Raw genomic sequence first — 25,274 nt, forward strand, 5'->3', positions numbered from 1 at the left:
GACTCCTCAGACTTTATTCATATCAGAAGTGATTGTTTTTTTAGCCGACTCTTTTTTTACCGGCTCGCTTATGTTGGGGCGCAGAATATATAGGCAGATTGCGGTGACAATAACGCCGATAACCATATCGATGGCATACCATACAGGTGCTTTATTGACGCCTGCGATAGCAATTAACCCGCCGTGGGGAACCATAGATTCAACGCCGTGAACCATTGCCAGGCCGGCACCGACAGCGCTGCCGATAATTATTGATGGCAGAACGGTCTTCAGGTTTTTAACGGCGAAAGGAATGGCGCCCTCGGTAATGCCAATTAACCCCATAAAGGCAGCAGAGGTTCCCATTCGTCTTTCATCTTCAGCCCATTTACGTGGTGAAATAAAAGTAGAGAGAGCAATGCCCAGTGGCGGAATAGCGCAGGCAACACGGTAAGCGCCGTTAGGACCATAAATACCTTCAGCCATTAATGCGAGAGTAAATGCCGTTGCGGTTTTATTTACCGGGCCACCCATATCAAAGGCTGCCATGGCACCGACAATCAGACCAAGTACCAGTCCACTGCTTCCCTGCATATGGGAGAGCATGGAAACCAGCCATTTCATGGCAAAACCGATGGGTCCAATCAGTACATACAGATAGAGCATGCCGACGATGACGCTTGAGACGATAGGAATAATCATGATCGGCATAACCGGCATCAGCACCTTACCGACTTTCCAGCCTTTTACCCATTTAGCCACGTAGCCGCTGAGAATACCGAGCAGCATCGCCCCCAGAAAACCGGTTACCACGTGGTCTGTGCCCAGCGGCGTGCTGGCCATAAAACCGGTGATTAAACCCGGAGTCAGCCCCGGTTTACCGGCGATAGAGTAGGAGATATAAGCCGCCAGCACCGGGATCATCATTCCGAGGCCCGCGCTGCCGATAGCGCCGAGGTTTAATAAGAATGGGTTGGTCACCACCATGCCTTTACCCGCGACCGGCTCACCCCCAATCAAGGAGAGTGCCAGGCAGATACCGCCGACCACCACCACCGGCATCATATATGACACCCCGGTACTGAATGCTTTAACTAAATCATCCTTGATGACTTTCATTTTTTCCGACATTTTCATCCTCCAGGACCCTTTATTTTTATGATGACTGCGATATTCAGGCACAATCATCCCCGGACGCGTTTGCGTCGTAATTTAAATAAAGAGTTCGCAGAAATTTAATTAACGTTATTATTCACCGGTACCGAATGTCGAAAGTAAATAAGGACCGGTGGGTTGTTTTATTGCACCAGTTTTTCAGCCCGGTCAATAATCGCTGCTGGATCGCGAACCACTTCTGCCGGGTTCAGCGAAATAACCAGTCCGGCGTCTTCTTTTTCTTCAAAACGCTCGACGCCTTCTATACCAATAGCAATCGCCAGAATAACCACGTCCGCTTCGGCAATCTCATCTTCGCTTAATTCATTTTCAATTCCCATGCCGCCCTGAGTTTCGACCTTGACGTCATAACCTCTTTTTTTGCACTCCTGCTCGATAGCTTCCTGTGCCATATAGGTGTGGGCGACACCGGTAATGCATGCTGCGACTCCGACAATCTTCATGAGTGACTCCTGATTTTTTATTTGGCTGTGGTTTTAAACATTGCTTAATAAATCCTGATTTCATACGGCCAAAGTATTGGCCATCAGGTTGTAGAGTACGTTGACGTTTTCGGCCTGTTTTATTTCATTGCGGAAATCCTCTTTCATTAGCTTTCGGGCAAGCGTGGAGAAATATTTCATATGCTCATTAGGGTCGGCGGATTTACTCACCGTCAGCATGAATACGGTTTCGACTTCCTGATCGCCCCACATAATGGGCGACGCAAGGGTTGCCATACTGATGGTGGAGTAGTGAATATGGTCTGACTTGGTGTGCGGAATGGCGAAGCCATAGCCCACGGCGGTGGAGAATGAGTCTTCGCGGGCCCAGATATCATCGGTTAATTGATCCCGATTATCGGTGCGATGGTGCAGCCACAGATTGTCGGTCATCTTTTTGATAACTTCGTTTTTATCGCTGGCCTGTAGTCCGCAGAGAATAAACTCTGGAGCGAGGATCGGCATTTTGCTGACCGCTTTTACGTCCGGTGAACTCAGCGCGACTTTGACATCAGCGGAACGTTTTAACGCCACAATATCCTGTACCAGCCCCTGGCATTTGGCAAAACTCAGCTCCCGCAGCGCATGTTTTACACCCGGAATAGAGGTGCCACTCATGCTGAGTTCGTCAAAGCCCATGCCAACGAACAGCGGCAGAAAATCTTTGCTGGCACCCAGCTCTCCGCAGATACCTATCCACTTGCCCGCGCGGTGGACTTCGGCGGCGGCATACTGCATGGCGCGCAGGAATGCCGGAGCATAGTTATCGTATACCGCCTCAACCTGCGTATTTCCACGGTCGGCGGCAAAAAAGTACTGCGTCAGGTCGTTGCTGCCCACGCTGAAGAAATCCGCGTATTCCGCTATTTCGCTAATCGCGAAGATAACGGAGGGGATCTCCAGCATCACGCCGAGCGAGATGCTGTCGTTGAATGCCAGCCCTTCATCACGCATCGTACTTTTGACCTCTTCGAGGACTTCACGGCACCAGATAACTTCATCAACGTTGGCGATCATCGGGATCATGATTTTGGCATCGCCAAAAGCCGAGGCGCTGAGGATAGCCTTGAGCTGCATGGCGAAAAGGTCGCGATAACGCGGATAAGTTCGCACCGCCCGGAAGCCGAGAAACGGGTTTTCTTCTTCGCCGATGCTCATATAGTCGACAGGCTTATCACCGCCAATGTCGAAGGTGCGGAAGATAACCGGCTTCCCTTGTGCAATCTGTATCACCTGGCTGTAGAGCTCAGCCAGTTCGTGGTAGTCCGGTGCGGATTCGCGGTCCATGAATGACATTTCGGTACGAAATAGTCCGATGCCTTCAGCGCCGTTACTGAAGGCTGCCTCGGCTTCCGCCAGGCTGGCAATATTGGCGGCTATCTCAACGCTATGATGATCGCTGGTGGTTGCTGCCTGATAGACGTTAGCCAGCATTTGCTGCTGCATACTCTGCTGAACGGCAATTTCATTCTGGTAATAGCGCAGAACTTTCTCATCCGGTGCGATAATTAAAATACCCGGATTGCCATCGATAATAATGTCCATGTCTGCATTCAGCTGCAGGGTGGAAAAATCAATATCTGTCAGAGTCGGGATACCGAGCGAACGTGCAAGGATTGCGGTGTGCGACGTTTTACCCGTGGCGGATAATACCATCCCGGCAAGAAACTCTTTATTGATCCCGAGAAACTGACTTGGTGTCAGACTGTTGGCCAGAATAATCGATGGTTGCGTTAATTCAAGACTGTTCTGCGGTAATATACCCGGGCCATAGATCGCAGAAAGTAATTGTCCGGTAATATCGAGAACATCCAGGGTCCGCTCTTTAATGTATTTGCTTGATGAGCGAGTAAGAATTTCACAGAATTCCATTGCAGCTTTAATCACCGCATCCCAGGTATTGTCACCACCGGAAATCGCCGAGGAGATATGGCTTTGAAAGGTCGCATCGGTGATAATGGAAAAATGCGCCTGTAAAATATCGTGTTCAACGCCTTTTTTAATTTCCAGCGCAGCCTGCTTCTCTTGCTTAAGCGCCTCTAAACCCGCCAGAAAAATACGCTGCTGATGCTCCGTGGAATACTCACCGCCCGGGTTACGCGCCAGCATTTCGTCCAGAGACAGACTCTGAATACGAACGGGTTTGGCAATGGCAACACCGCCGCTGATGCGTGAACCCTGAATAAAACTGAGCTGAGTCTCCCGCAGCGAACGCGGGAGATAGCCCGCAGGCTCTGCGGCTTCATCTGCATGGCTAACCTCGAAGGAGGGCAGTTTTTTAAGCAGCGCACTCAGCTGCTGAGCCGCGTTTGCAGCATCTTTACCGCTGATGGTAATTTCACAGGCGTCGTTGAGTAAGGTATCGGTGGCGACAATCGAGAGAGCGCTTTTACCATTACCCTGAATGCCGCTGCGAATATTATTCCAGCACACCTCAGATTGAAAGGTATTACACAATCGTTCGATATGTCCCGCCGGTCTGGCGTGAATACCATCCTTCAGCTCACATTGATACGTAATTATCTGTGACATCATTGCTCCCGATAATCTTTTAGCCCTGGCTAATTAATTTTTTCTGCAGGTTTGAGTGCCTGCCTTTCATGTTTTATATCCTTCATCGTTCTCAGCTAGCTTTGAATAGAAAAAAAGTGACCTTTGCTTGAATAAAAAAGTCTGATTATTATTTTGTGATCGAGGTCATGAAATTATATAGAATTACTGTGATGTGTGTATTGCGAGATGATTTAAGTAATTGTGATGGCAGCCGCACTATTATTAACGGGTGAGCAGTGGTCACGTAATTGCTATTAAAGTGACTTTCTTTCTATTCAATGGTCATGGGTAATGGAGTACAAAATAATACACACTCTATTTATTTCGTTGTGGTAATTACGATGCATTTTCGTGGAATATTACTGGATTTAGACGGGACGCTGGTGAACTCGCTGAATTTCGTTGAGGCCTCCTGGCGTTTATGGGCCACTACAAAAGAGCTGGATCCGAGGGCGGTATGCCATTATCTCCACGGTAAACCCGCTTTGAGTACGCTGCGCCACTTTATGCCCGATGCCAGCGAACAGATCATCATCGACGAATTTCTCGCGCTGGAAGAGTTTGAAGCGAGCAATACTGACGGCATCACTGCGGTTAACGGGGCTGTTGATTTTCTCCGCCAGCTTGAGCAGTTGCAGGTCCCCTGGGCCATTGTGACTTCCGGGTCGCTGAAGGTTGCCTCAGCACGGATCCGACAAGCCGGTTTCCCCGTTCCGCCGGTGCTGGTGACCAGCGAAGATATTCATCATGGCAAGCCGCATCCGGAGCCGTTCCTGACGGGTGCAGCCCGACTCGGTCTTTCTCCCGCTAATTGCCTCGCTTTTGAAGACTCCACTGCCGGTCTGCTTTCTGCCACCCAGGCAGGGTGCGTGGTGGTTGAAGTCCTGACCCGCCAGTCTGTAGTTCACGATATCGATACCTGGAAAACCATTGATAACTACCTCGACCTGCGCGTAATGCGCAAGGGCGAGGCAGATTTTTTACTTAAGATTCAGAGGGAGTTTTAAATGTCATCACGAAAAACCCTGGCCAATGCCATCCGTATGCTGAGTGTCGATGCCGTTCAGCGGGCAAATTCCGGTCATCCGGGCGCACCGATGGGAATGGCGGATATTGCCGAAGTCCTGTGGCGGGATTTTCTCAACCATAACCCGAATAACCCCGCGTGGGCCAACCGCGACCGTTTTGTACTCTCCAACGGTCACGGCTCAATGCTGCTCTACAGCCTGCTGCACCTTACCGGCTACGATTTGCCGATTGATGAGCTGAAAAACTTCCGTCAGCTGCATTCGAAAACGCCGGGGCACCCGGAAGTGGGTTACACCGCGGGCATCGAAACCACCACCGGGCCGCTGGGGCAGGGGATAGCCAATGCGGTCGGCATGGCTATCGCCGAGAAAACTCTCGCGGCGCAATTTAACCGCCCGGGCCACGACATTGTCGATCACTTCACATATACCTTTATGGGCGACGGTTGCATGATGGAGGGCATTTCTCATGAAGTTTGCTCCCTGGCCGGGACGCTGAAGCTCGGTAAGCTGGTGGCGTTCTACGACGATAACGGCATCTCTATCGATGGTCACGTCGAGGGATGGTTCACCGACGACACCGCCAAACGCTTTGAGGCTTACGGCTGGCATGTGGTACGCGGAGTCGATGGGCATGATCCTGAATCCATCCGTGCCGCGATTGATGTTGCAAAGTCGATTACCACCATGCCGACGTTAATTATCTGCAAAACGGTGATTGGTTTTGGCTCTCCGCATAAAGCGGGTACTCATGATGTCCACGGCGCGCCGCTGGGCGAGGTTGAAGTGGCGGCAACGCGTGAAGCGCTGGACTGGCCGTATCCACCGTTTGTTATCCCCACTGAGATAGCTTCGCAGTGGGACGCCCGCAAATCAGGGCAGGCTAAGGAGGCTGCGTGGAACCAGCAGTTTGCCACATACGCGAAAGCGTTCCCCGAGCTGGCAGATGAATTTACCCGTCGGGTGAATGGGCAACTGCCTGCAGATTTTGCCAGCAAGGCGCAGGCGTTTATTGAAAAATTGCAGGCCAAACCGGCGAAAATCGCCAGCCGTAAAGCGTCGCAGAATGCGATTGAAGCCTTTGGTCCGCTGTTGCCGGAATTCCTCGGCGGATCTGCGGATCTGGCTCCATCGAACCTGACCTTGTGGTCCGGCTCTAAAGCGATTAACGAAGACAGCGCCGGGAACTACATTCACTACGGCGTGCGTGAGTTCGGTATGACCGCTATCGCCAACGGTATTGCGCTGCACGGTGGCTTCCTGCCGTACACCTCGACGTTCCTGATGTTTGTCGAATACGCACGCAACGCGGTGCGCATGGCGGCGCTGATGAAGCAGCGTCAGGTGATGGTTTATACCCATGACTCCATTGGCCTGGGCGAAGATGGCCCGACCCATCAGCCGGTCGAGCAGATTGCCTCACTACGCATGACGCCGAACCTCAGCACCTGGCGTCCCTGCGATCAGGTTGAATCGGCGGTGGCGTGGAAATATGGTGTTGAGCGACAGGACGGTCCGACTGCGCTCATTTTTTCCCGGCAAAACCTGACCCAGCAGGAACGGACCTGGCAGCAGGTGCAGGATATCGCGCGCGGCGGCTATGTACTGAAGAATTGCGAGGGGCAACCGCAGCTGATCCTTATCTCGACCGGCTCGGAGGTGGAGCTGGCGGTAGCCGCATGGCAGCAACTGACGGCTGAAGGTGTGAAGGCACGGGTGGTCTCCATGCCGTCCACCGATGTCTTCGACAAGCAGGATGCGGCGTATCGTGAAGCGGTGTTGCCGCAGGCGGTTTCTGCGCGTATTGCCGTGGAAGCGGGGATCGCGGATTACTGGTTTAAATATGTCGGGCTGAATGGCGCGATTATCGGTATGCAGACCTACGGCGAGTCCGCCCCGGCGGAACAGCTTTATCAGGAGTTTGGCATTACCGTTGAGGTGGTGTTGCAGCAGGCAAAAGCGCTTCTGGCTTAACCTTTAACGGCCCCTTACATGCTAAGGGGCCGCTTTTCATTAAAGGGAGAGATAACATGTATCCCGTTGACCTTCATATGCATACCCTGGCCAGCACCCACGCCTATAGCACGGTTCATGACTATATCGCCGCCGCGGTGCGTAAACATATTCGCCTGATCGCCATTACCGACCATGGCCCGGAAATGGTTGATGCGCCGCATCCGTTTCACTTTAATAATTTGCGTGTGCTGCCGCGCGTTGTCGATGGTGTGGGGATCCTGCGCGGTATTGAGGCCAATATCAAACCTGGTGGTGAGACCGACTGTAGCGACAAAATGCGTGCGTCGCTGGATTTAGTGATTGCTGGATTCCATAAGCAGGTGTTTGCGCCAGCGGACATTACCACCAATACCGATGCGCTGATTGCAGTAATAGCGAGCGGTAAGGTGCATATTATCAGCCACCCCGGTAACCCGGAGTATCCGATTGATATCCCGGCGGTGGTGGCCGTGGCTAAGGAGTGTCATGTGGCGTTGGAGGTCAATAACGCCTCTTTCGTCCATTCACGTAAGGGCAGTGAGGGGAACTGTCGCAAAATTGTAGCAGCCGTGCGCGACAGCGGCGGACTTCTCTCATTGGGTAGCGATTCACACAGCGCGTTTTCTCTGGGGGACTTTAGCGCCTGTCAGCATCTGCTGGTGGAGGCTGATTTTCCAGCATCAAGAGTGCTGAATACCTCTGTGCGACGAGTGCTGACGTTTCTGGAACAGCACGGCGGGGGGCGGATAGCCGAGCTTTATGCGCTTCCTGGCTAAAAATCTTGTGGGTTAAACCCTCTCCCAATAATGGGAGAGGAAGTTCGGCGTGTCTGTGCGGTTTTGAGACTGGACTGTTAGAGCCAGGGAAAACCACCTACAGGTCAATAACGTTGCCTCGCGGCAGATTTAAAGACTTACGAATGGCGGCGATAACCTCAGTTGGTTTGAGTAACAGCGAATTAATACAAACATTCAGAATACGGCAACCCTCAAAGCGTGAAGGATTATCGATAGTAATATCGGATGCGATGATGGTGAGCTCAGACTCGAAAATATCTTTATCGGTAATTGGATTCTTAAGCCCCAGTACGCCCTGAGTCTCAATTTTGATCGCAAAGTGATACTGCTTCGCCAGTTTTTCCAGCTGCTCTGCGGCCATGTACGTATGCGCCACGCCGGTCGCGCACGCGGTCACCGCCACAATATGCAGATGACGTTCGCTGGAGAAAGGCTGAATCTCATCTCTTGTTGCACGAGTGGTCATGATCTTGCTCCTTTATTTTTGCGGCGGTATTCAAGCGGCGTACAGTCGTTGATATCGCGAAACACCTTGCAGAAATAGTTAGTATCTGTGAAACCGCACTTTTCTGAAACTTCGTTTATTTTCAGATTGGTATTGGTCAGCAGCGTTTTTGAACGTGAAATGCGGGCTAACTTGAGATATTCGTTAAATTTCACGTCTGACTCCTTCGAAAACAGACGCGACAGATAGCCTGGGGAAATATTAAACGTTTCGGCGACGCTTTCCCGGCTAATGTCCGTGTGGTAGTGACTATCGATATGGCTCTTAATTTCGTCCAGCAGTGAGAAGGGAGCCCGCTGGTTATTCAGGCCATCGGTAATTTGATATAGCAGGTCGTTAAGCAGCGCATAGACCACGTGGGCAAAGGTCTCGCTGGTGGTATCTTGCGACCACGCCAGCGATTCAGCCAGGTCGAGAAGCCGATCGCGAACCGTACTGCTGGAGTTTTGCAGATTGTACTTCTCTACCTCTTTAAACTGCGTGCCATCCCAGTTGCTGATGCTGAAACCGACGTCCTGCTTCCAGAAGACTATCGACATGCAAATAACCGGGCTTTCCCACAGCGGCGAGTTCCAGCTATTGGCGGGGATATAGGTGATGGTGCCGACCGGACGTTCATATTTCACGATGCGGTCCACGCCTTTCGGCAGCAGCATGCGAAGTGTGCCCTTTACCGTCAACTCAATGCGCGGAACGTGCAGATGGTAGGCCATCGCCGGAGCCTGCGTATTGCCGTTAGCTACCATGACGCCTTTGTCTATCGAGCCCTGAGCGCTGAATTCACTGAGAATAGATTGAATAAATGTAGCCATATTATGCCCGAGGTTTGATAACTGTCTTCAGGACTTTCACCGCAAAGGCGGTGGTGATGCTCCCGGCGACCACCGAAACGATGTAGCCAAAATGGTTGCTGACTACCGGTAATACGATAAGTCCGCCCCACGGGGCGGCGTTGGTTGCGCCAAACCATAGTGAGAGGATCGCCGCAACCGCACTGCCAAGCATAATTGCCGGGATCACCCGTACCGGATCCGCCGCCGCAAACGGAATTGCCCCTTCTGTTATCCCCATAAAGCCCATAATTATCGCTGGCTTACCGGCTTCTCGCTCCACATCATTAAAGATGTCTTTAAACAGAAAGGTTGCCAGCGCCAGCCCCAGAGGCGGAGTACAGTCGGCGGCAGCGACTGCCGCCATCAGCTGCGGGTTCGTTGAGATCAGTGCAACAGCAAAGAAAAAAGCGGTTTTATTCATTGGGCCGCCCATGTCAACGGCGATCATGCAGCCCAGGATGGTACCGAGGATAATAAACGACGCGCCCTGCATATTGCCAAGCCAGACGCTAAGCCACTTCATCAGCCCGGCAATCGGGTCGCCAATGATGTAATACACCGCCATGCCGGTGAGGAAGGTCCCGATCAGCGGAATAATAAATATCGGTAATACCATGCGCAGGAAGTGGGGGATTTTAAGCCGGGCGATCAGGTTCAACAGAACATAGACGACCAGCCCGGCAATAATCCCGGAGAGCATGCCGCCTAAAAATCCGGCGCCCATCTGATAAGCCATCAGGCCGCCGATGGCACCCGGCGCGATGCCCGGTTTATCGACCATCGAATACGCGATAAATCCTGACAGGATGGGGATAAACAGGGTTAAGCCAGCCATACCAATTTGCGACATGGCCTTCAGGAAACCATGGTCCGGTAAGGCGGCTTCCCCGTTAAACATCACCGCGAGCGCCAACAGAACACCACCAGCGACGACAAACGGGATCATGTAGGAGACGCCGGTCATAAAATGTCGTTTAGTATTTTTTAATAGTTTTAACATGTCAGCCTCGTAACGTTTGCTGCTCAGAAGACCAGAGTTCTGGATATCAGCGTGTAAAGCGCTTCCGGGCTTTTTGCCGCTTTAATCTGGCTGACAAATTCATCATTCATGAGCATGCGCGCCAGGCTGGAGAAGTACTTCATATGCTCGTTATCCTGCGCGGATTTGCTAATCGTCAGCATGAACAGGGTATCCACCATGACGCCGCCCCAGGCGATAGGTTGCCTGAGCGTGGCAATACTGACGGAGGAATCCCTGACAGCGTCCGTTTGGGCATGGGGGATAGCAAAGCCCGAGCCAACGACGGTAGGAAAAGGCACTTCGCGAGCCCAGATATCACTGCAGAGCCTGTCACGTGTATTGGTGCGCTGCTGAAGCCACAGGTTATCAACCATCATTTTGATAGCCTCGTTTTTATCAGCGGCGTCAATTCCCCATAAAACCATCTCCGGCGACAGTAGCGGCTTTTGCGCCGCACTAACGCTCGAGTTTTGTAATGCGGCTTTGAACTGTTGTGCGTTGTGATTTTGCAAAAGATTCTGCGTCAGCGACCGGCAATCTCCGGCACTGAGTTGGCCCAGGGCGTGCTTAATCCCCGGAATCGCGGTGCAGTTCATACTCAATTCATCAAAGCCAATGCCGATAAGCAGTGGGAGAATGGTTTCGTCAGCAGCGAGTTCACCGCACAACCCGACAGGCTTACCGGCGCGATGAGCCTCTTTCACTGCGAATTGCAGGGCGCGTAAAAACGGTGGCGTGCAACTGTCATAAAGCGTTTTTACCTGTGCATTACCTCGGTCTGCGGCGAAAAAGTATTGCGTCAGGTCATTACTGCCCACGCTGAAGAAATCCGCATGTTCTGCCATCTCTGCCATAGAAAAGAGTACCGAAGGTACTTCCAGCATGATTCCGAGCGCTGTCTGTTCATCAAATGCCAGACCCTCGTGGCGCATCTCCTGTTTAACCGATTCCAGTACCTCACGACACCAGATAAGTTCTTCCACCCGAGAAATCATCGGCAGCATAATTTTGGCTTTACCTGATGTTGAGGCGCTCAGAATAGCCTTCAGTTGGGTGGAAAAAAGGTCGCGATATTGCGGATAAGTACGCACTGCCCGGAAACCAAGAAACGGGTTTTCTTCATTGTCGACGCTTAGGTATCCAACCGGTTTATCACCGCCGATATCGAAGGTGCGAAAGATAACGGGCTTCCCCCCTGCCAGAGTAACAACCTGTTTATACAGGTTTGTCAGTTCAGCGCAGGAGGGCGGGTAATCGCGGCCCATATATGTTATCTCGGTGCGAAACAGGCCGATGCTTTCCGCGCCGTTTTCAAAGGCCGCCTGCGCTTCGGCCAGGCTTGCAATATTAGCGGCTACCTCTACGCGATGCCCATCGCGGGTTCTTGCGGGCGCTAAAGCATTTTCCCGCAGCCGCTGCTGCATATCCTGCTGGACGGCAATTTCATGACGGTAGTAGCGCAGAACTTTCTCATCCGGATGGGTAATCAGGATCCCCGGCTCACCATCAATGATTATCAGCTGATCGACATCGAAATCCAGCGATGAAAAATCGATATCCGCCAGGGTTGGGATACCTGACGAACGAGCCAGTATGGCTGTATGGGAGGTTTTCCCCGTAGAGGAGAGCACCAGACCTGCAAGGTGTTTGCGGTTTAGCGCCAGAAACTGGTTGGGGGTCAGATGACTGGCGAAAACAATTGTCGGTTCATTTAGCAAAGGTGGGTGGTAAGCCAGAGCCTGTTCGCCATAGATCGCACTGATGAGCTGCGTCGCAATATCAAGAATATCCAGGGCGCGCTCCTGCAGATACTGGCTAGGCGAGCGCTCAAGCTGATGGCAAAAGTCAAGGGACGCCTGCGCGATGGCCGACCAGGCATTCATGTTGTTATTCAGATAACCGATCGCACTATCCTGAAATGCGATGTCGGTTATCAGAGATAGATGTGCCGCAATAAGATCGTGTTCAATACCCTGGTTTTTTCCGAGTGCGGCCTCTTGCTCTACGCGTAACGCATCTAATCCGGTAAGAAAGCGGGCTTTTTCACTTTCAATATTGCCGATATACCCTGGATTGCGGGCGATAATATCGGTGAAAGTCAGGCTCTGCATTATCTGTGGTCTGGCGATGGCTGCGCCTTTATTTATGCGAGTTCCCTGAATCACCTGTGGGTTCAACTCGCGCAGGCAGCGGGGCAGATACCCCTGCGTGGTTATTGGTTCCGGTTCAAGGCTAAAAGTCGGGAGATCGGAAAGCAGCGTGCGCAACTGGACTGCGGCCTGCGTTTCATCCTCTCCGCAAAGGGTGATGCGGCATGTATCGTTTACCAGCGTGTCACTGGCAATCAGCGAGAGGGCGCTTTTCGCATTTGCCAGTAGTCCCGTACGGGTGTTTTCCCAGTCGATATCTGCCCGGAACAGATTACATAGCCGCGCGATGTATCCGGCAGGCCGGGCATGAACACCTTCGTGAAGCTCACATACATAGGTTATAACCACCGCCATCTCGACTCCTGAATGCCTTCGCGCGTCAATGTGTTGCCGATCTCGCTATCTTTCCCTGTTCGCAACGGTGATGACATAGTAAAAAAGTGACCTTTTCTTAAAAATAGTAACCTGATTGTGATTTTGTGACTTTTGTCATATTTATGAATGATTAATTCTCAATTACTTGTTTGATTTAGTTTGTTTTTTTGTTTCTGGCTTTTGAACCGTTTTTGCAATATGGATCACAAATTTAAAGCTAATACAAACAGGTTCATGAAATGGTGCGGGGGTAGGCAGGATAATCTGTTTCCGGCATGTCTATTCACGACTTCTCCGGCGGCATCTATCACTATGGCGTTAGCAGATATGTATCTGATTCAAAACTATCTGAGTTATCTGCCTGATTAATCAAACGAAATAAGGGTCCGCAATAGAGCACGGACCCGTCCGGGTATTAACGGCCCACGCGAGCCTGATGTTCAGGGGAGTAACGTTCGCCGACGATTTTAATCGTTTCAAGCGCCTGGGTTATCTGCCGTGAGTCATCCTGAGAAAGGATGATGTCGGCGGCCCCCAGGTTTTCCTTCAGCCGGTGCAGTTTCGTGGTGCCAGGGATAGGCACAATCCACGGCTTTTGTGCCAGCAGCCACGCCAGCGCGATTTGTGCAGACGTCACGCCTTTCTCTGCCGCCAGTTCACCCAGCAATGAAACCAGCTTTTCATTGGCTTCAATCGCCTGCCCGGCGAAACGCGGCACTGTACTGCGGTAGTCATCCTTGCCAAAAGTGGTTCCTGGCCTAATCGATCCTGTCAGGAAGCCCTTACCTAATGGACTGAAGGGTACAAAACCAATACCCAATTCCTCCAGCAACGGCAGGATCTCCCGCTCAGGCTCGCGCCACCACATTGAGTATTCGCTTTGTAGGGCAGTGACAGGTTGTACGGCATGCGCACGACGAATAGTTTGCGCACCCGCTTCGGACAGACCGAAATGTTTAACTTTGCCTTCAGCGATCAGGTCTTTCACCGTTCCCGCAACATCTTCAATCGGGACATCTGGATCGACACGGTGTTGATACAGCAGATCAATGACATCAGTCTTTAGACGGCGTAATGATCCTTCCACAGCTTCTCGGATATGCTCCGGGCGGCTGTTTAAAATCTGCTGCTTGTTGTCGTCGCCAAAAGTAAAACCAAACTTAGTGGCGATGACCACGCGGTCACGAAATGGTTTTAAGGCTTCACCGACCACCTCTTCATTAAGAAAGGGGCCATACACTTCAGCGGTATCGAAGAAGGTGACGCCACGTTCAACTGCTGCGCGAATGAGCTCGATAGCCTGATGAGTATCGGTCGCCGGGCCGTAGCCGTGGCTTAATCCCATGCAACCGAGCCCAAGTGCGGAGACTTCGAGTCGGGATTGACCCAAATAACGTTTTTGCATTGAATGAATACCTCTTTTATCGCGACTTAAACGTCCAGTTTGCGGCTGGCCAACCATTCAACTCTGGCAGGATCGCGGTGGGAGAAGAAAGCGCTGGTGGCGGTATCGATAGCGGTAATCAGCAGCATATCTTCAGCGCTGAGTTCAAAATCGAGAATGCTGATGTTCTCTGCCATACGTTCTTTTCGCACCGACTTCGCCAGTGAAACGATGCCTCGCTGGAAAATCCAACGCAGCACAACCTGGCCCACGCTTTTACCGTATTTCTGGCCAATCGCCGTTAACATGGGATGCTCAAACAGACCATTTTTTCCTTCTGCAAACGGAGCCCAGGCTTCTGGCTGAATGCCACGGCTTTGCATCCATGGCACGGCATGCAGCTGCTGGTTGAAGGGGTTAACTTCAACCTGGTTTACCGCCGGGGAAACGTTGTTGAAGGCGATAAGATCGGCCAGTCGGTCAGGATGGAAGTTGCTGACGCCAATGGCGCGAATTTTGCCTGCCTGCTGCAATTCTTCCATAGCACGCCATGCCCCATGGACATCGCCATAAGGCTGGTGAATCAGATACAGGTCGACGTAATCAAGTTGTAGCCGATTCAGAGAGCGTTCGAACTGGGCTTTAGCGCCTTCGTAATTCGTATCCTGCAGCCACAGTTTGGTCGTGACAAAGAGCTCGTTACGGGCGATACCGCTCTGTTTCAGCGCGTTCCCGACCTGGGTTTCATTCTGGTAAGACGCGGCGGTATCGATCAGGCGGTATCCCGTATCGATGGCATCAATAACGGCTCTTTCGCATTCAGCAGCATCCGTCATCTGGAAGACACCAAAGCCCAGCAGGGGCATTTCAATACCATTGTTCAGTTTTACAGTTGGCATGACGTTATCCTTCAGCTGTTGTGTTGAAAAAGCATAACGCAAAGTGATTTATTCGATTAGATGGGGTAATTAGCTAGGGCTTATTAGATGTGTTCATTAATTTGGAGGGAGGTTGATGGTCGGCTTTGTGCAAAGAACGGAATTTAGACTCTTTGTATGGACTCAAGTCCATGGAAAATGAATAAGGTTACCAACATAATGTAACTTATTGATTTTTATTTAGTATTTTTTTGTTTTGGCCATCCATGTTAGAAAACAGGTAGATACTTTTTTGTGAACTCAGGCTCAAATTTTAACGACACAGGTTGCGTTATTTATGTGGTTAGGAGTAACTTTCAGACAAGTTGAATATAGTTGTACATAGACAAGTATACCTGTCATCTGTTTGCAAATTTAAACATTGACAGCCATTATGAGGCCAACTGTTATGTCTTTGAATTCTAGACTTGAACCTGAACTCGTTCTCCTGAATGAGCCCCCCCTGGATAGAAACATTCTTTTCAATTCTGTCAGTAAGTTATTGCTTTCAAAAAACTATGTAGAACAGAGCTACCCGGAGGCATTGATCGCCCGCGAAGAAAATCATCCCACGGCAATGCAGTTGGAAAAAATGGGGGTCGCGATCCCTCATGTCGATGTTGAGCATGTCCGGGAAGAGAAACTGGTTGTGGTCACCTGCCCTGAAGGGATCGTATTTAATCAAGCTGAAGATCCCGACTCCACCATGAAAGTGAATGTCATTTTCTTTTTACTGCTGAAGGAAAAATATGCGCATCTTGAATTTCTGATGAAGCTCATTTCGCTTTTTCAGCGTAGCAATGAAATGGACCAAATCCTTTGGGCGAAATCAAAGGATGACGTTATGGAACTTCTGGCAAAGAATCTTTATTAAAAACCCTAAGCATGAGTATTGTATTACTTCATTATCCTAATAAATATCTGGAGTCTGAAATGAACAAAAAAATTATCTTCGCCTGTACCAGTGGTATTGCAACTTCTGCGGTAGCAACTGAAAAAGTAGTTCAGTATTGCAAAAGCCAGGGTATTAACGTTGAACCCATTCAGTCCAATATCGGCACCATTGGCAAACAGGATGGCATGGCTGATTTAATTATCGTGACATCAGCGGTTAAGACGGAACTGAAAACCCCGGTCCTGAATGGCCTTCCTTTGCTGACCGGATTTGGCGAAGAAGAATTACTGGAAAAAATCGTAGCCATCCTTAAACAATAAAGGTGAGCATGATGGATAAAGTATTTGCCGCCGTCCAGTACATTCTGGGGCTCGGACCGACGATCATGTTGCCGATAATTATATTTATCATGGCAATGTGTCTTCAGACAGGTTTCAGCCGGGCATTACGCTCGGCACTGACCATCGGTATGGGTTTCATCGGCATCTTTCTGGTCTTTGGTTTACTGGTCGACAGCCTGGGGCCGGCTGCCAAAGAAATGGTCAGCCACACCGGGATCGATTTACCGGTTGTTGACCTGGGCTGGACTCCGCTGGCTGCCATTGCATGGGCCTCGCAGGTCGCACCATTTGTTGTACCGATGACGATCGGTATTAACGTACTGATGCTAACCCTGAACTGGACCAAGACGGTCGATATCGATGTCTGGAACTTCTGGCATTTTTCGATGGTCGGCGCCATGGTTTACGGGGTGACGGGCAACTTCTTCTTTGGCCTGCTGATTGCCGGTGTCACCGCAGCGATTACCTTTGTGATGGCTGACTGGTGTGCTCCGATGATCCAGAAGTACTTCAACCTGCCCGGGATTTCGCTACCCACACTGTCATCGGTTATTTTCTTCCCGATCGGCGTGCTGGGGAATATGGTGCTCGATAAAATCCCGGGCATTAACAAACTGAATGCCGATCCGGATCAGATCCAAAAGCGCTTTGGCGTCTTTGGTGAGCCGATGATGCTGGGGGTGATTCTGGGGGCAGGGATTGGCCTGCTTGCAGAATATGATGTCAAAGGTGTCCTCAACCTGGCGATGAGCCTCGGTGCGGTAATGCTGATTATGCCCCGCATGGTTAAGCTGCTGATGGAAGGCCTGCTGCCGCTGTCTGACGCCGTGCGTAGCTTTCTCAAAAAACGTTACCCTGACCGTCACGATCTGTATATCGGTCTGGATATCGCGGTTGCGGTGGGGCATCCGTCAGTACTGTCTACTGCGCTGCTGCTTATCCCCGTCGGGGTATTGCTGGCGGTGGTTCTACCAGGTAACCGTTTGCTGCCACTGGGTGACCTGGCGAACATCTGGGTACCGATTTCCATGGTGGTACTGGCCTGTCGAGGCAATATTGTCAGGGCGTTCATCATTGGCATTCCATGCCTGGCTGTGAACCTGTATGTGGCTTCGGCCGCAGCACCAATCCTGACCAAAATTGCAAGGGATATGAATTTCCCGATGAAAACGGACGGTGAAATTTCCAGCCTGCTGGATGGTGGTAACCCGTATCGTTTCTGGGCAGTCAAAATCTTTGAAGGCAATACCATTGCTCTGGTTCTTATTCCTGTCATCTTCCTTCTGTGCCTGTGGTTATATCGTGTAACTAAAAAACAGCTGAAAGCGGAAGAGGCAGCAGAAAACGAAGCAGCCTCGGCTGATATTCCGGCAGCAAAATAATCCTGTCTATTCAGAAGCAGAGGGAACCTGCTTCTGAATAAAAACAAACGTTGTCCCTTGCAAAAAAAGGGGAGAGTGATGTATACGATCGGAATCGATATTGGCACGACTAATTGTAAGGTGTGTTTGTTCGCAATTCCTTCTCTGGAATTAATTAATCAGTATAGTTTCAGAACGCCCAAAATTGTGGACGGAGAAAATACTGATTTTGATGTTCGCCTCATCTGGGACGGGGTTCTCCATGGACTCAGAACGATAACAAATAATCTGGATAATGCTGAGCAAATCAGCGCAGTGGCGGTTGCCAGCGTGGGAGAATCTGGTGTCCTGCTTGATAATAATGATAATGTCGTTGGCCCAGTTCTAACCTGGTATGACACGCGCCCCAAACAGCAGTTGGAAAATATTATTTCCGCAATGGATATTGAACATATCTATGAAATAACCGGTATTCCTGCTCATTCTAATTACAGCGTCAATAAAATTAAGTGGTTGCAGGATAATAACAGTAATGCCCGTGAAGGTTGTAAATGGTTATGCCTTGCGGAATTCATTGCCTTCAAATTATCCGGCGTGAAACGCTCAGAATATTCTCTGGCATCACGGACGATGGCATTAAACATCGCTGAGATGGACTGGGATGAGCAGCTCATACATGCGGCTGAGCTTTCTCCATCTTTGTTCAGTCCGCTGGTTCAGGCCGGTGTTGCGATTGGTACCGTTACGTCTGATGTTTCTGAACGGACCGGATTGACAAAGGATACCCGTGTCGCCATTGCTGGGCATGATCATATGTGCGGTTCCGTGGCTGTCGGTCTGACCCGTGAAGATCAGATCCTGAATTCCACAGGAACGACCGAAGGATTACTGGTAGTGACCGAAGCGGTCAATAACACCGGGCGTTTTTTCCGGGCCAGAGTGTCAAATGGCGTGCATGTGCTTCCGGGGCTTCATTCCCTTTATGCCTCACTGCCTTCTGCCGGGTATGCCATCGAATGGTTCAGAAACCTCTTTGAACTCGATATGCCTGCATTTCTGCGAATGGTGGATACCCTGCGTAACGAGCGAGACATGGCAGTGGCCAGTGAGCTTGACGGCATCTTCATTCCCCATCTGCGGGGTAGTGGCCCTCCGGACAGAAATACCTGGTCCCGTGCATTAATTTACGGTCTTGATGATAAGTCACGACCGGAGGATGTTCTGCGCTTTGTGTTCCAGGGATTGTGTTTCGAACTTCGCAATCTGCTGGATTTATACGAAACGCTGACAGGGAATAATTATCCGGTTGTGAATGTGATTGGTGCTGCCTGCAAAAACCCATACTGGTTACAGCTTAAGGCCAATATTCTTAACCGGGAAATCGTGGCATGTAATGTCAATGAGGCCGTGAGCAAAGGGGCCGCCATGCTGGCTGCGAAAGCTGCCGGTGTGGAAGTGGAGTGTCTGTCCGGAACAAGTGAAGAACAGACCCGACGCTACCTGCCGGAGAGTGATGCCGTGACTCACTATCAGGCAATTTACACTCAGGTCTACAAACCGCTTTATGAATCCAAGATGCGTACAGAGCGTCTCTGCAATGGAGTTAACTAATGAAAGCCAGCGTTTACTACAGTAAAAATGATATCCGATATGAAGATGTTGAGGAGCCAGAAATTGGCGACGGTGACATGCTCATCAAAATGCATTCCTGTGGCCTGTGCGGTACTGACATTCATAAAGCGCAGCACCAGACGGTGACCGGCCCGATAATCCTCGGCCATGAAGTGTCGGGGGAAGTGGTGAAAGTTGGCAAGGATGTTACCCGCTACCGGGTTGGTGAGCGTGTGGTAACCGCTATTCATGTTCCCTGCTTTAACTGCCATTACTGTGACCGGGGGTTCTTCACCCTGTGCGATCAGTTCAAGAAAACAAATCTGGAACCCGGCGGGTTCAGTGAGTTTATTCGTATCCCTCGCCAGCATGTTGAACATCTGACGCACCGAATTATTGACAGTCTTGATTGGGACCGAGCGGCAATGATTGAGCCTGTCGCCTGCTGTTTACATGGACTGAAATCATCCAATATTCACCCAAAAGATACGGTACTGGTTCTGGGTTCCGGAACTATTGGTCTGGTTAGTGCACAGTTGGCGGCGCTAAAAGGTGCTTCAACGGTGATTGTTTCCGACCTTTCCCGGTTCAAGCGTGAACTGGCGCTGAAGGTAGGGGTAACCCACGCAATCGACCCGGCAAACGAAGATGTTGAAACCCGCGTGGCAGAAATCACGCAGGGGAAAGGACCTGATGTGGTGATCATTGCCGCAGGGGTCTCGTCCCTGGTTTCTCAAGCCGTCGATGTTGTACGTCGTGGGGGGAGAATTGTTGTGTTCTCGCCATTTGATAAAAACCCGGTGGTGGAAATTGATGCAGGCAGACTGTTCCGGGATGAAATTTCAATCGTTGGCACCTACTCATTGACCCCCTATGACATGAAGGAAGCGATTGAGATTGTGGAAAAAGACAAAATCAATACGAAGGACATGATCACTCATACCTGGCCGCTGTCTCGGATGGCTGAAGCGATTGATTTTGCTTCCAATCCAGATAATGACGTACTGAAAGTTATCATTAAATCTGACGTATAAATGTTGTGCCCCCGTTATCTGTGCGGGGGCCGTCTGCAGCATGGGGAGCGGTGCCGTACGAGCATCAGTATGTGGGGCTGAAACTGTGAAGTTGGTCATATAGTTTAATTTTTGAAAACGCTGTATTATCAAGAGTTGTTCATACTTGTATACAGATGATCTACACAGGAGAAGCATCACATGAGTACCATACTGCAAGACTCTGAAATTCCTTTATATATGCAAGTTTCTGAGTGGGTTCGCGGAAAAATTTATAAAGGTGAACTGAGTAAAGGAGACAGGATCCCCTCTGAAAATCAGATCATGGAAATCCTACAGGTCAGTCGTGGCACGGTAAAGAAAGGTGTCACCATGCTGGTAAATGAGGGTTTGCTGGTTCAGGTTCAGGGAAAGGGGACCTTTGTGAAAAAAGAGAATATCTCTTACTCACTGGGGGAAGGATTGCTTTCTTTCGCAGAGTCGCTTGAAAGTCAGCACTTATCTTTTACAACCGAGGTGATTGACTCCTATATCGAGAAGGCCTCAAAAGGAGTGGCGGAAAAGTTGCAGATCGATCCCGGTACACCCATTTTTTTCCTTAAACGGATCCGTAGTGTGGATGGGGAAAGGGTCATGTTAATTGAAAACAGAATCAATATGGCGCTGTGTCCGGGAATAACCGAGGTTGATTTTAATAAGCATAACCTGTTTCAGACCGTCGAAACCATGACGGGAAGAACAATTGAATACTCTGAAAGTCGCTATGCCGCGAAAATTGTGGGTAGTGAACGGGGACACTATCTGGAAGTAAATGAAGAAGCACCGGTGCTTCATCTGGAACAACTGGTTTTCCTCGATAATCATATGCCATTTGATTTTGGCAATGTCTGGCTGAAATCAGATAAATATTATTTGGGTACAGTACTTCAACGAAGAAAGAGGTAAATATCATGCCATTAGTAAACGGTAATATCCTGCTCGATCGTATCCGTGAAAAACGTGTCCTGGCTGGTGCTTTCAACACCACTAACCTGGAAACCACTATTTCGATTCTGGACGCGATTGAGCGTTCAGGATTGCCTAACTTTATTCAGATAGCACCGACAAACGCAAAACTGTCGGGTTATGACTATATCTATGAAATCGTGCGTAAACGCGCTGCGACCATGGATGTGCCGGTCAGTCTCCATCTTGATCATGGTAAAGAGCTGGATGATGTTAAGCGAGCTGTTCGTGCAGGCTTCACCTCAGTGATGATTGACGGTGCAGAGTTGCCGTATGAAGAAAATATTGCGTTTACTAAAGAAGCTGTAGATTTCTGTAAATCGTTTGGCGTACCTGTAGAAGCGGAACTTGGCGCGATTCTGGGTAAAGAAGATGACCATGTCAGTGAGGCTGACTGTAAGACGGATGTCAATCAGGTGCGTCGTTTTGTGGAAGAGACTGGATGTAGCATGCTGGCAGTTTCCGTCGGCAACGTTCACGGCCTTGAAGATATTCCGCGCATTGACATCCCTTTATTACAAGAGATCGCTAAAGTATGTCCGTGTCCGCTGGTTATTCATGGAGGGTCCGGGATCGATGAAGCTATCATCCGCAGTTTTGTGAACTATAACGTCGTGAAACTTAATATTGCCAGCGACTTGCGTAAGGCATTTATTACTACTGTCGGCCAGGCATGGACTAAAAATAACAATGAAGCAAACCTGGCAAAAGTAATGTCGGGAGCGAAAGATGCGGTGGAAGCTGACGTCTATAGTAAAATTCTGATGATGAACAAGGTATCCTGATATATCTTTTACTTTTATTCAGTATTCAGAGTTGGATATAAAAATGATTCGAGAAAATATTCGTGTTGTAAATAGCACAGGCCTGCACGCACGTCCTGCAGCCACGTTTATTAAAACGCTAAAAAAATATGAGTCTTCTGTTACGCTTATCAATAATGGCAAAGAGACTGCTGTTAAAGGCCTGATGAGTGTATTGGGAGCTGGCGTTAAAGGTAAGTCCAGTATTGAAATCATCTGTGAAGGCCCTGATGAACAGGCTCTGATGGATGAGATTAAAGGGTTATTTGCCAGCGGCTTTGGCGAGAAAGAAGAATAATCCATTTTATTCCCGGTAAGTTATATATCCTGGACTGGTCTTTATTTATCCCTGAAAGGGAGGTAATCCTGTGGCTCAAAAATGGTTACAACGAATCTTACTTGTCAATGATGACGGTATTGACGCGCCGGGAATTAAATTGCTTGAGGATGTGGCACAACAGCTTGCCGATGAAGTCTGGGTCGTGGCGCCTGCAACTGATAAAAGCGGCGTGGCTAACTCTGTTAGCCTCAGAGAACCGGTTCGAGTGGAACCGCGGGGTGAGAGCCGATATGCCGTGCATGGTACTCCGGCTGATTGTGTAACGATGGCTGTCCAGCATTTGATGAAGGAGCAACTTCCGCAACTGATACTGTCAGGCATTAACAATGGTTCCAATATCGGTTTTGAAACCGTTCTTTCTGGAACTGTCGGAGCGGCCATCACCGGCCTCTTGCTTGGCGTTCCGTCGGTCGCCCTGAGTCAGGACAAACGACCTGAAGATGCGGTGAACTGGCGTACCGCAGAAACATTTTGCCTGCCCGTCCTGGACTCGTTAATCAGTCGAGGATTACCAACTGATTGCTGCCTTAGCATTAATTTTCCTGACTTGCCTGCGGACAAGATTAAGGGAATTAAAGCCACGCGTCAGGGTATTGGCAAAGTGAAGGGATTACAGGTTATTCCAGCAATAGACCCATACGGAGAAGATTATTACTGGATCCGCGTGGAGCATGGAGTCGCCGAGTTTCCTGAGCATAGTGAGGCAGGTGCGGTTACAGCAGGATATATCTCTGTCACGCCTTTAATGTTTGAAAGAACGGCCACGGAAAGCTGGCATCAGCTTTCCGTGGATTTGAGTGCGTCGCCCTTGTGAGGGCGACATTTTTTCACATTCGAGTTTTCAACCCTGATGCCGAAGAGTGAGGTTACGATGAAGGCACTGAATTTGTATGGTGTACAGGATGTCCGCTATGAAGATGTGCAGAAGCCTGAAATTGAAAATGCAAATGATGTTCTGATTAAAGTACATACTGCGGGTATATGTGGGTCGGATATATCGCGCTTTGGTAAAATTGGATCATATAACCCCGGTCTGACCTGGGGGCACGAGTTTTCCGGCACCGTAGAGAATACGGGGAGTGGGGTCACCTCGGTAAGTAAAGGCGATCGCGTCACGGCCTGTAACTGCTTCCCCTGTTTTCATTGTGACTACTGTAAACAGGGAAATTATGCCCGATGTACGCATATGAAGGTGTTGGGAGGCCAGGTCAACGGTGCTTTTGCTGAATACATTCGGATGCCAGCTGAGAATGTCCTCAAGTTACCCGACTCTATGGACTTTGCGACAGCAAGCTTTGTTGAGCCATCCAGCGTGGTTGTGCATGGCATGCGGCAAGTTGATATCAAGCCTGGTAGCAGTGTGGCCATTGTTGGGTGCGGTACTATTGGCTTACTTGCCGTTCAATGGGCAAAAATCTGCGGAGCGGGGGACGTATTTGCTTTTGATACCGACGAAGATAAACTCGCTGTAGCGACGAAAACAGGGGCAACGGCAACCTTCTGCGTCAAAGATGAAAACTATTTATCCCGGTTCCATGAAATCACCTATGACAAAGGTGTCGATATCGTTTTTGAATCATCTGGTAATGCTGCAGGGATCGGCTCATCCCTGCTTCTGGCGGCGAAAGGCGGCGCGGTGGTTCTCATGGGTATCCCGTACGGTGATGTCGCTTTACCCCGGTTGAATTTTGAAAAAATTGTGCGTAATGAATTGAACGTCATTGGTTCCTGGAACTCGATTTCTGCACCGTTTCCTGGAAAAGAATGGCAGACATCCATCCATTATCTCAGTTCTGGAAAGATTGATGTCTCTCCACTGATAACCCGGCAGGTTCGAATGGAAGATGTTCCGTCGCTTTTGCCAGATCTTTATAACCGAAAAGCGTTTTTCGTTAAGGTTCTGATCAACGTCGAAGCGTTGCCCTGAGGAATGTATGGAAGATTGTGTTTCTTATCATCACTCTTGTTTTACCTGGGAGTATCATGAAATCGTTGCATGAACTTCTTATTCTGAATCATTTTTATTACTGCTTTCTTCTGGCTATTAAACTTAACAAATGCAATCTTCCCTCTGTGAATAGTATCAATCAGAAAGTATTTATAAAACAGTGGCTTTGCTCTGCGCAGAAAAAAAGACTATTTGACAAATTGGTCTATGAAGAAATTCAGTGGTTACTTGAAATCCTTTCGGATAAGGCAACAACCCTTCAACAATTCGAGTTTAATATTGAGCTGATTTACCATCGCTCTTTCGAAATGATTAAAGAAAAGGAAGTTATGGTGCCCTCTGTTAGTTGTATTAGTGCTAACCGAACGGAGTTGCCATTTTTACCTTCATAAAATTGATAAATCTCTGCACTTTCTCTGGTAACAAGCTACCTTCGGCCACTGTTCATACATACTGAAGGCATCATGCCATTCCAGGGACGCTTCAACTACTTCATATTAGAGAATGTCTTTATAAATAAGATATTGGATCTGAGCCCTCAGTATTGAGGGCCCACATTTTCTTATGCTACTGTAGATTCTTATCTTTCAAAAATGGACTCACCAAATCTGCAATCTGCACATTATTTAAATCAGAGAACGGGAAGCGGGTCTTCCCTTTGATTCCCACTTCAGGCAGATGCGTCACAGTCACATCCCCGCCATGCTTGTTCACCACATCATGCCACTCGCGAGCCATCGTTATTGGTGAACGGGAAGGATG

The 25,274-nt window shown here is 49.6% G+C and carries 23 protein-coding genes and 1 pseudogene; 14 read left to right on the forward strand and 10 right to left on the reverse strand.

The features are described 5' to 3' along the window. Window positions 1–6 precede the first annotated feature (6 nt). The 3 genes from ABLV12_RS00315 to ptsP (ABLV12_RS00325) form a co-directional block, all read right to left on the reverse strand. Window positions 7–1,110, reverse strand: coding sequence for a PTS fructose transporter subunit IIC (locus ABLV12_RS00315; RefSeq protein ID WP_348866706.1), 1,104 nt, complete (start codon window positions 1,108–1,110; stop codon window positions 7–9). Window positions 1,111–1,277: 167 nt separating this feature from the next. Next, window positions 1,278–1,598, reverse strand: coding sequence for a fructose PTS transporter subunit IIB (locus ABLV12_RS00320; RefSeq protein WP_001515335.1), 321 nt, complete (start codon window positions 1,596–1,598; stop codon window positions 1,278–1,280). Window positions 1,599–1,658: 60 nt separating this feature from the next. Then, window positions 1,659–4,169, reverse strand: coding sequence for a phosphoenolpyruvate--protein phosphotransferase (gene ptsP / locus ABLV12_RS00325; protein WP_064397262.1), 2,511 nt, complete (start codon window positions 4,167–4,169; stop codon window positions 1,659–1,661). 362 nt (window positions 4,170–4,531) lie between these two features. Here ptsP (ABLV12_RS00325) and ABLV12_RS00330 point away from each other — a divergent pair, with 362 nt between their 5' ends. The 3 genes from ABLV12_RS00330 to ABLV12_RS00340 are packed head-to-tail and all read left to right on the forward strand — an operon-like array spanning window position 4,532 to window position 7,989. Next, window positions 4,532–5,197 carry an HAD-IA family hydrolase gene (locus tag ABLV12_RS00330; RefSeq protein WP_064397264.1) on the forward strand — a complete coding sequence of 222 codons (666 nt, stop codon included), beginning with the start codon at window positions 4,532–4,534 and terminating at the stop codon, window positions 5,195–5,197. Continuing rightward, on the forward strand, window positions 5,198–7,192 hold the full coding sequence (tkt, locus tag ABLV12_RS00335; protein WP_064397266.1) for a transketolase: 1,995 nt from the start codon (window positions 5,198–5,200) through the stop codon (window positions 7,190–7,192). It begins immediately after the preceding gene. 56 nt (window positions 7,193–7,248) lie between these two features. After that, the gene (locus ABLV12_RS00340) at window positions 7,249–7,989 is read left to right on the forward strand and encodes a phosphatase (protein WP_004105529.1); all 741 of its coding nucleotides are present in this window, start codon (window positions 7,249–7,251) and stop codon (window positions 7,987–7,989) included. Between the two features lie 97 nt (window positions 7,990–8,086). Here the strand turns inward: ABLV12_RS00340 and ABLV12_RS00345 are convergent, their stop codons facing one another. The 6 genes from ABLV12_RS00345 to ABLV12_RS00370 all read right to left on the reverse strand — a co-directional run bounded on the left by ABLV12_RS00345 (window position 8,087) and on the right by ABLV12_RS00370 (window position 15,177). Continuing rightward, entirely contained in the window at window positions 8,087–8,476 is a 390-nt protein-coding gene (locus ABLV12_RS00345; protein ID WP_001515329.1) for a fructose PTS transporter subunit IIB, read from the reverse strand. Next, window positions 8,473–9,327, reverse strand: a complete 855-nt coding sequence (locus tag ABLV12_RS00350) for an AraC family transcriptional regulator (RefSeq protein ID WP_032729062.1) — start codon at window positions 9,325–9,327, stop codon at window positions 8,473–8,475. Before ABLV12_RS00350 ends, ABLV12_RS00345 begins: the two co-directional genes overlap by 4 nt. 1 nt (window position 9,328) lies before the next feature. Next, entirely contained in the window at window positions 9,329–10,348 is a 1,020-nt protein-coding gene (locus tag ABLV12_RS00355) for a fructose-specific PTS transporter subunit EIIC (RefSeq protein WP_049591598.1), read from the reverse strand. A gap of 23 nt (window positions 10,349–10,371) precedes the next feature. After that, a complete protein-coding gene (ptsP, locus tag ABLV12_RS00360; RefSeq protein ID WP_063444333.1) occupies window positions 10,372–12,873 on the reverse strand; it encodes a phosphoenolpyruvate--protein phosphotransferase in 2,502 nt (833 codons plus the stop codon). A 436-nt stretch (window positions 12,874–13,309) separates the two neighbouring features. Then, complete coding sequence (locus tag ABLV12_RS00365; RefSeq protein ID WP_064397271.1) at window positions 13,310–14,299, reverse strand: aldo/keto reductase; 990 nt, start codon at window positions 14,297–14,299, stop codon at window positions 13,310–13,312. A gap of 26 nt (window positions 14,300–14,325) precedes the next feature. Beyond that, complete coding sequence (locus tag ABLV12_RS00370; protein WP_049095056.1) at window positions 14,326–15,177, reverse strand: aldo/keto reductase; 852 nt, start codon at window positions 15,175–15,177, stop codon at window positions 14,326–14,328. Window positions 15,178–15,604: 427 nt separating this feature from the next. Between ABLV12_RS00370 and ABLV12_RS00375 the strand changes: the two genes are divergently transcribed. The 11 genes from ABLV12_RS00375 (at window position 15,605) to ABLV12_RS00425 (ending at window position 24,904) form a co-directional block, all read left to right on the forward strand. Next, window positions 15,605–16,069, forward strand: a complete 465-nt coding sequence (locus tag ABLV12_RS00375) for a PTS sugar transporter subunit IIA (protein WP_064397274.1) — start codon at window positions 15,605–15,607, stop codon at window positions 16,067–16,069. Window positions 16,070–16,128: 59 nt separating this feature from the next. Next, window positions 16,129–16,410, forward strand: a complete 282-nt coding sequence (locus ABLV12_RS00380; RefSeq protein WP_064372026.1) for a PTS sugar transporter subunit IIB — start codon at window positions 16,129–16,131, stop codon at window positions 16,408–16,410. A gap of 11 nt (window positions 16,411–16,421) precedes the next feature. Beyond that, window positions 16,422–17,813, forward strand: coding sequence for a PTS galactitol transporter subunit IIC (locus ABLV12_RS00385; protein ID WP_148720823.1), 1,392 nt, complete (start codon window positions 16,422–16,424; stop codon window positions 17,811–17,813). Between the two features lie 78 nt (window positions 17,814–17,891). Beyond that, window positions 17,892–19,403 carry an FGGY family carbohydrate kinase gene (locus ABLV12_RS00390; RefSeq protein WP_064397276.1) on the forward strand — a complete coding sequence of 504 codons (1,512 nt, stop codon included), beginning with the start codon at window positions 17,892–17,894 and terminating at the stop codon, window positions 19,401–19,403. Then, complete coding sequence (locus ABLV12_RS00395; protein WP_196551369.1) at window positions 19,403–20,437, forward strand: zinc-dependent dehydrogenase; 1,035 nt, start codon at window positions 19,403–19,405, stop codon at window positions 20,435–20,437. The genes ABLV12_RS00390 and ABLV12_RS00395 overlap by 1 nt, the downstream gene beginning before the upstream one ends. Before the next feature lie 180 nt (window positions 20,438–20,617). Beyond that, window positions 20,618–21,361 (forward strand): GntR family transcriptional regulator, encoded by a 744-nt coding sequence (locus tag ABLV12_RS00400; RefSeq protein ID WP_064372022.1) that lies wholly within the window; start codon window positions 20,618–20,620, stop codon window positions 21,359–21,361. Between the two features lie 5 nt (window positions 21,362–21,366). Next, complete coding sequence (locus tag ABLV12_RS00405; RefSeq protein ID WP_064397280.1) at window positions 21,367–22,206, forward strand: class II aldolase; 840 nt, start codon at window positions 21,367–21,369, stop codon at window positions 22,204–22,206. A gap of 43 nt (window positions 22,207–22,249) precedes the next feature. Then, a complete protein-coding gene (locus ABLV12_RS00410; RefSeq protein WP_064372020.1) occupies window positions 22,250–22,522 on the forward strand; it encodes an HPr family phosphocarrier protein in 273 nt (90 codons plus the stop codon). Window positions 22,523–22,592: 70 nt separating this feature from the next. Continuing rightward, a complete protein-coding gene (gene surE, locus ABLV12_RS00415) occupies window positions 22,593–23,378 on the forward strand; it encodes a 5'/3'-nucleotidase SurE (protein WP_064397282.1) in 786 nt (261 codons plus the stop codon). Between the two features lie 57 nt (window positions 23,379–23,435). Further along, on the forward strand, window positions 23,436–24,491 hold the full coding sequence (locus tag ABLV12_RS00420) for a galactitol-1-phosphate 5-dehydrogenase (RefSeq protein ID WP_064397415.1): 1,056 nt from the start codon (window positions 23,436–23,438) through the stop codon (window positions 24,489–24,491). Window positions 24,492–24,547: 56 nt separating this feature from the next. Further along, on the forward strand, window positions 24,548–24,904 hold the full coding sequence (locus ABLV12_RS00425) for a hypothetical protein (protein WP_148720820.1): 357 nt from the start codon (window positions 24,548–24,550) through the stop codon (window positions 24,902–24,904). 175 nt (window positions 24,905–25,079) lie between these two features. Here the strand turns inward: ABLV12_RS00425 and ABLV12_RS00430 are convergent. After that, window positions 25,080–25,250: pseudogene (locus ABLV12_RS00430) on the reverse strand (alpha/beta hydrolase); the annotation flags it as partial. Window positions 25,251–25,274 lie beyond the last annotated feature (24 nt).

Source organism: Klebsiella sp. CN_Kp100, from assembly GCF_040065315.1.
Taxonomy (GTDB): domain Bacteria; phylum Pseudomonadota; class Gammaproteobacteria; order Enterobacterales; family Enterobacteriaceae; genus Klebsiella; species Klebsiella oxytoca.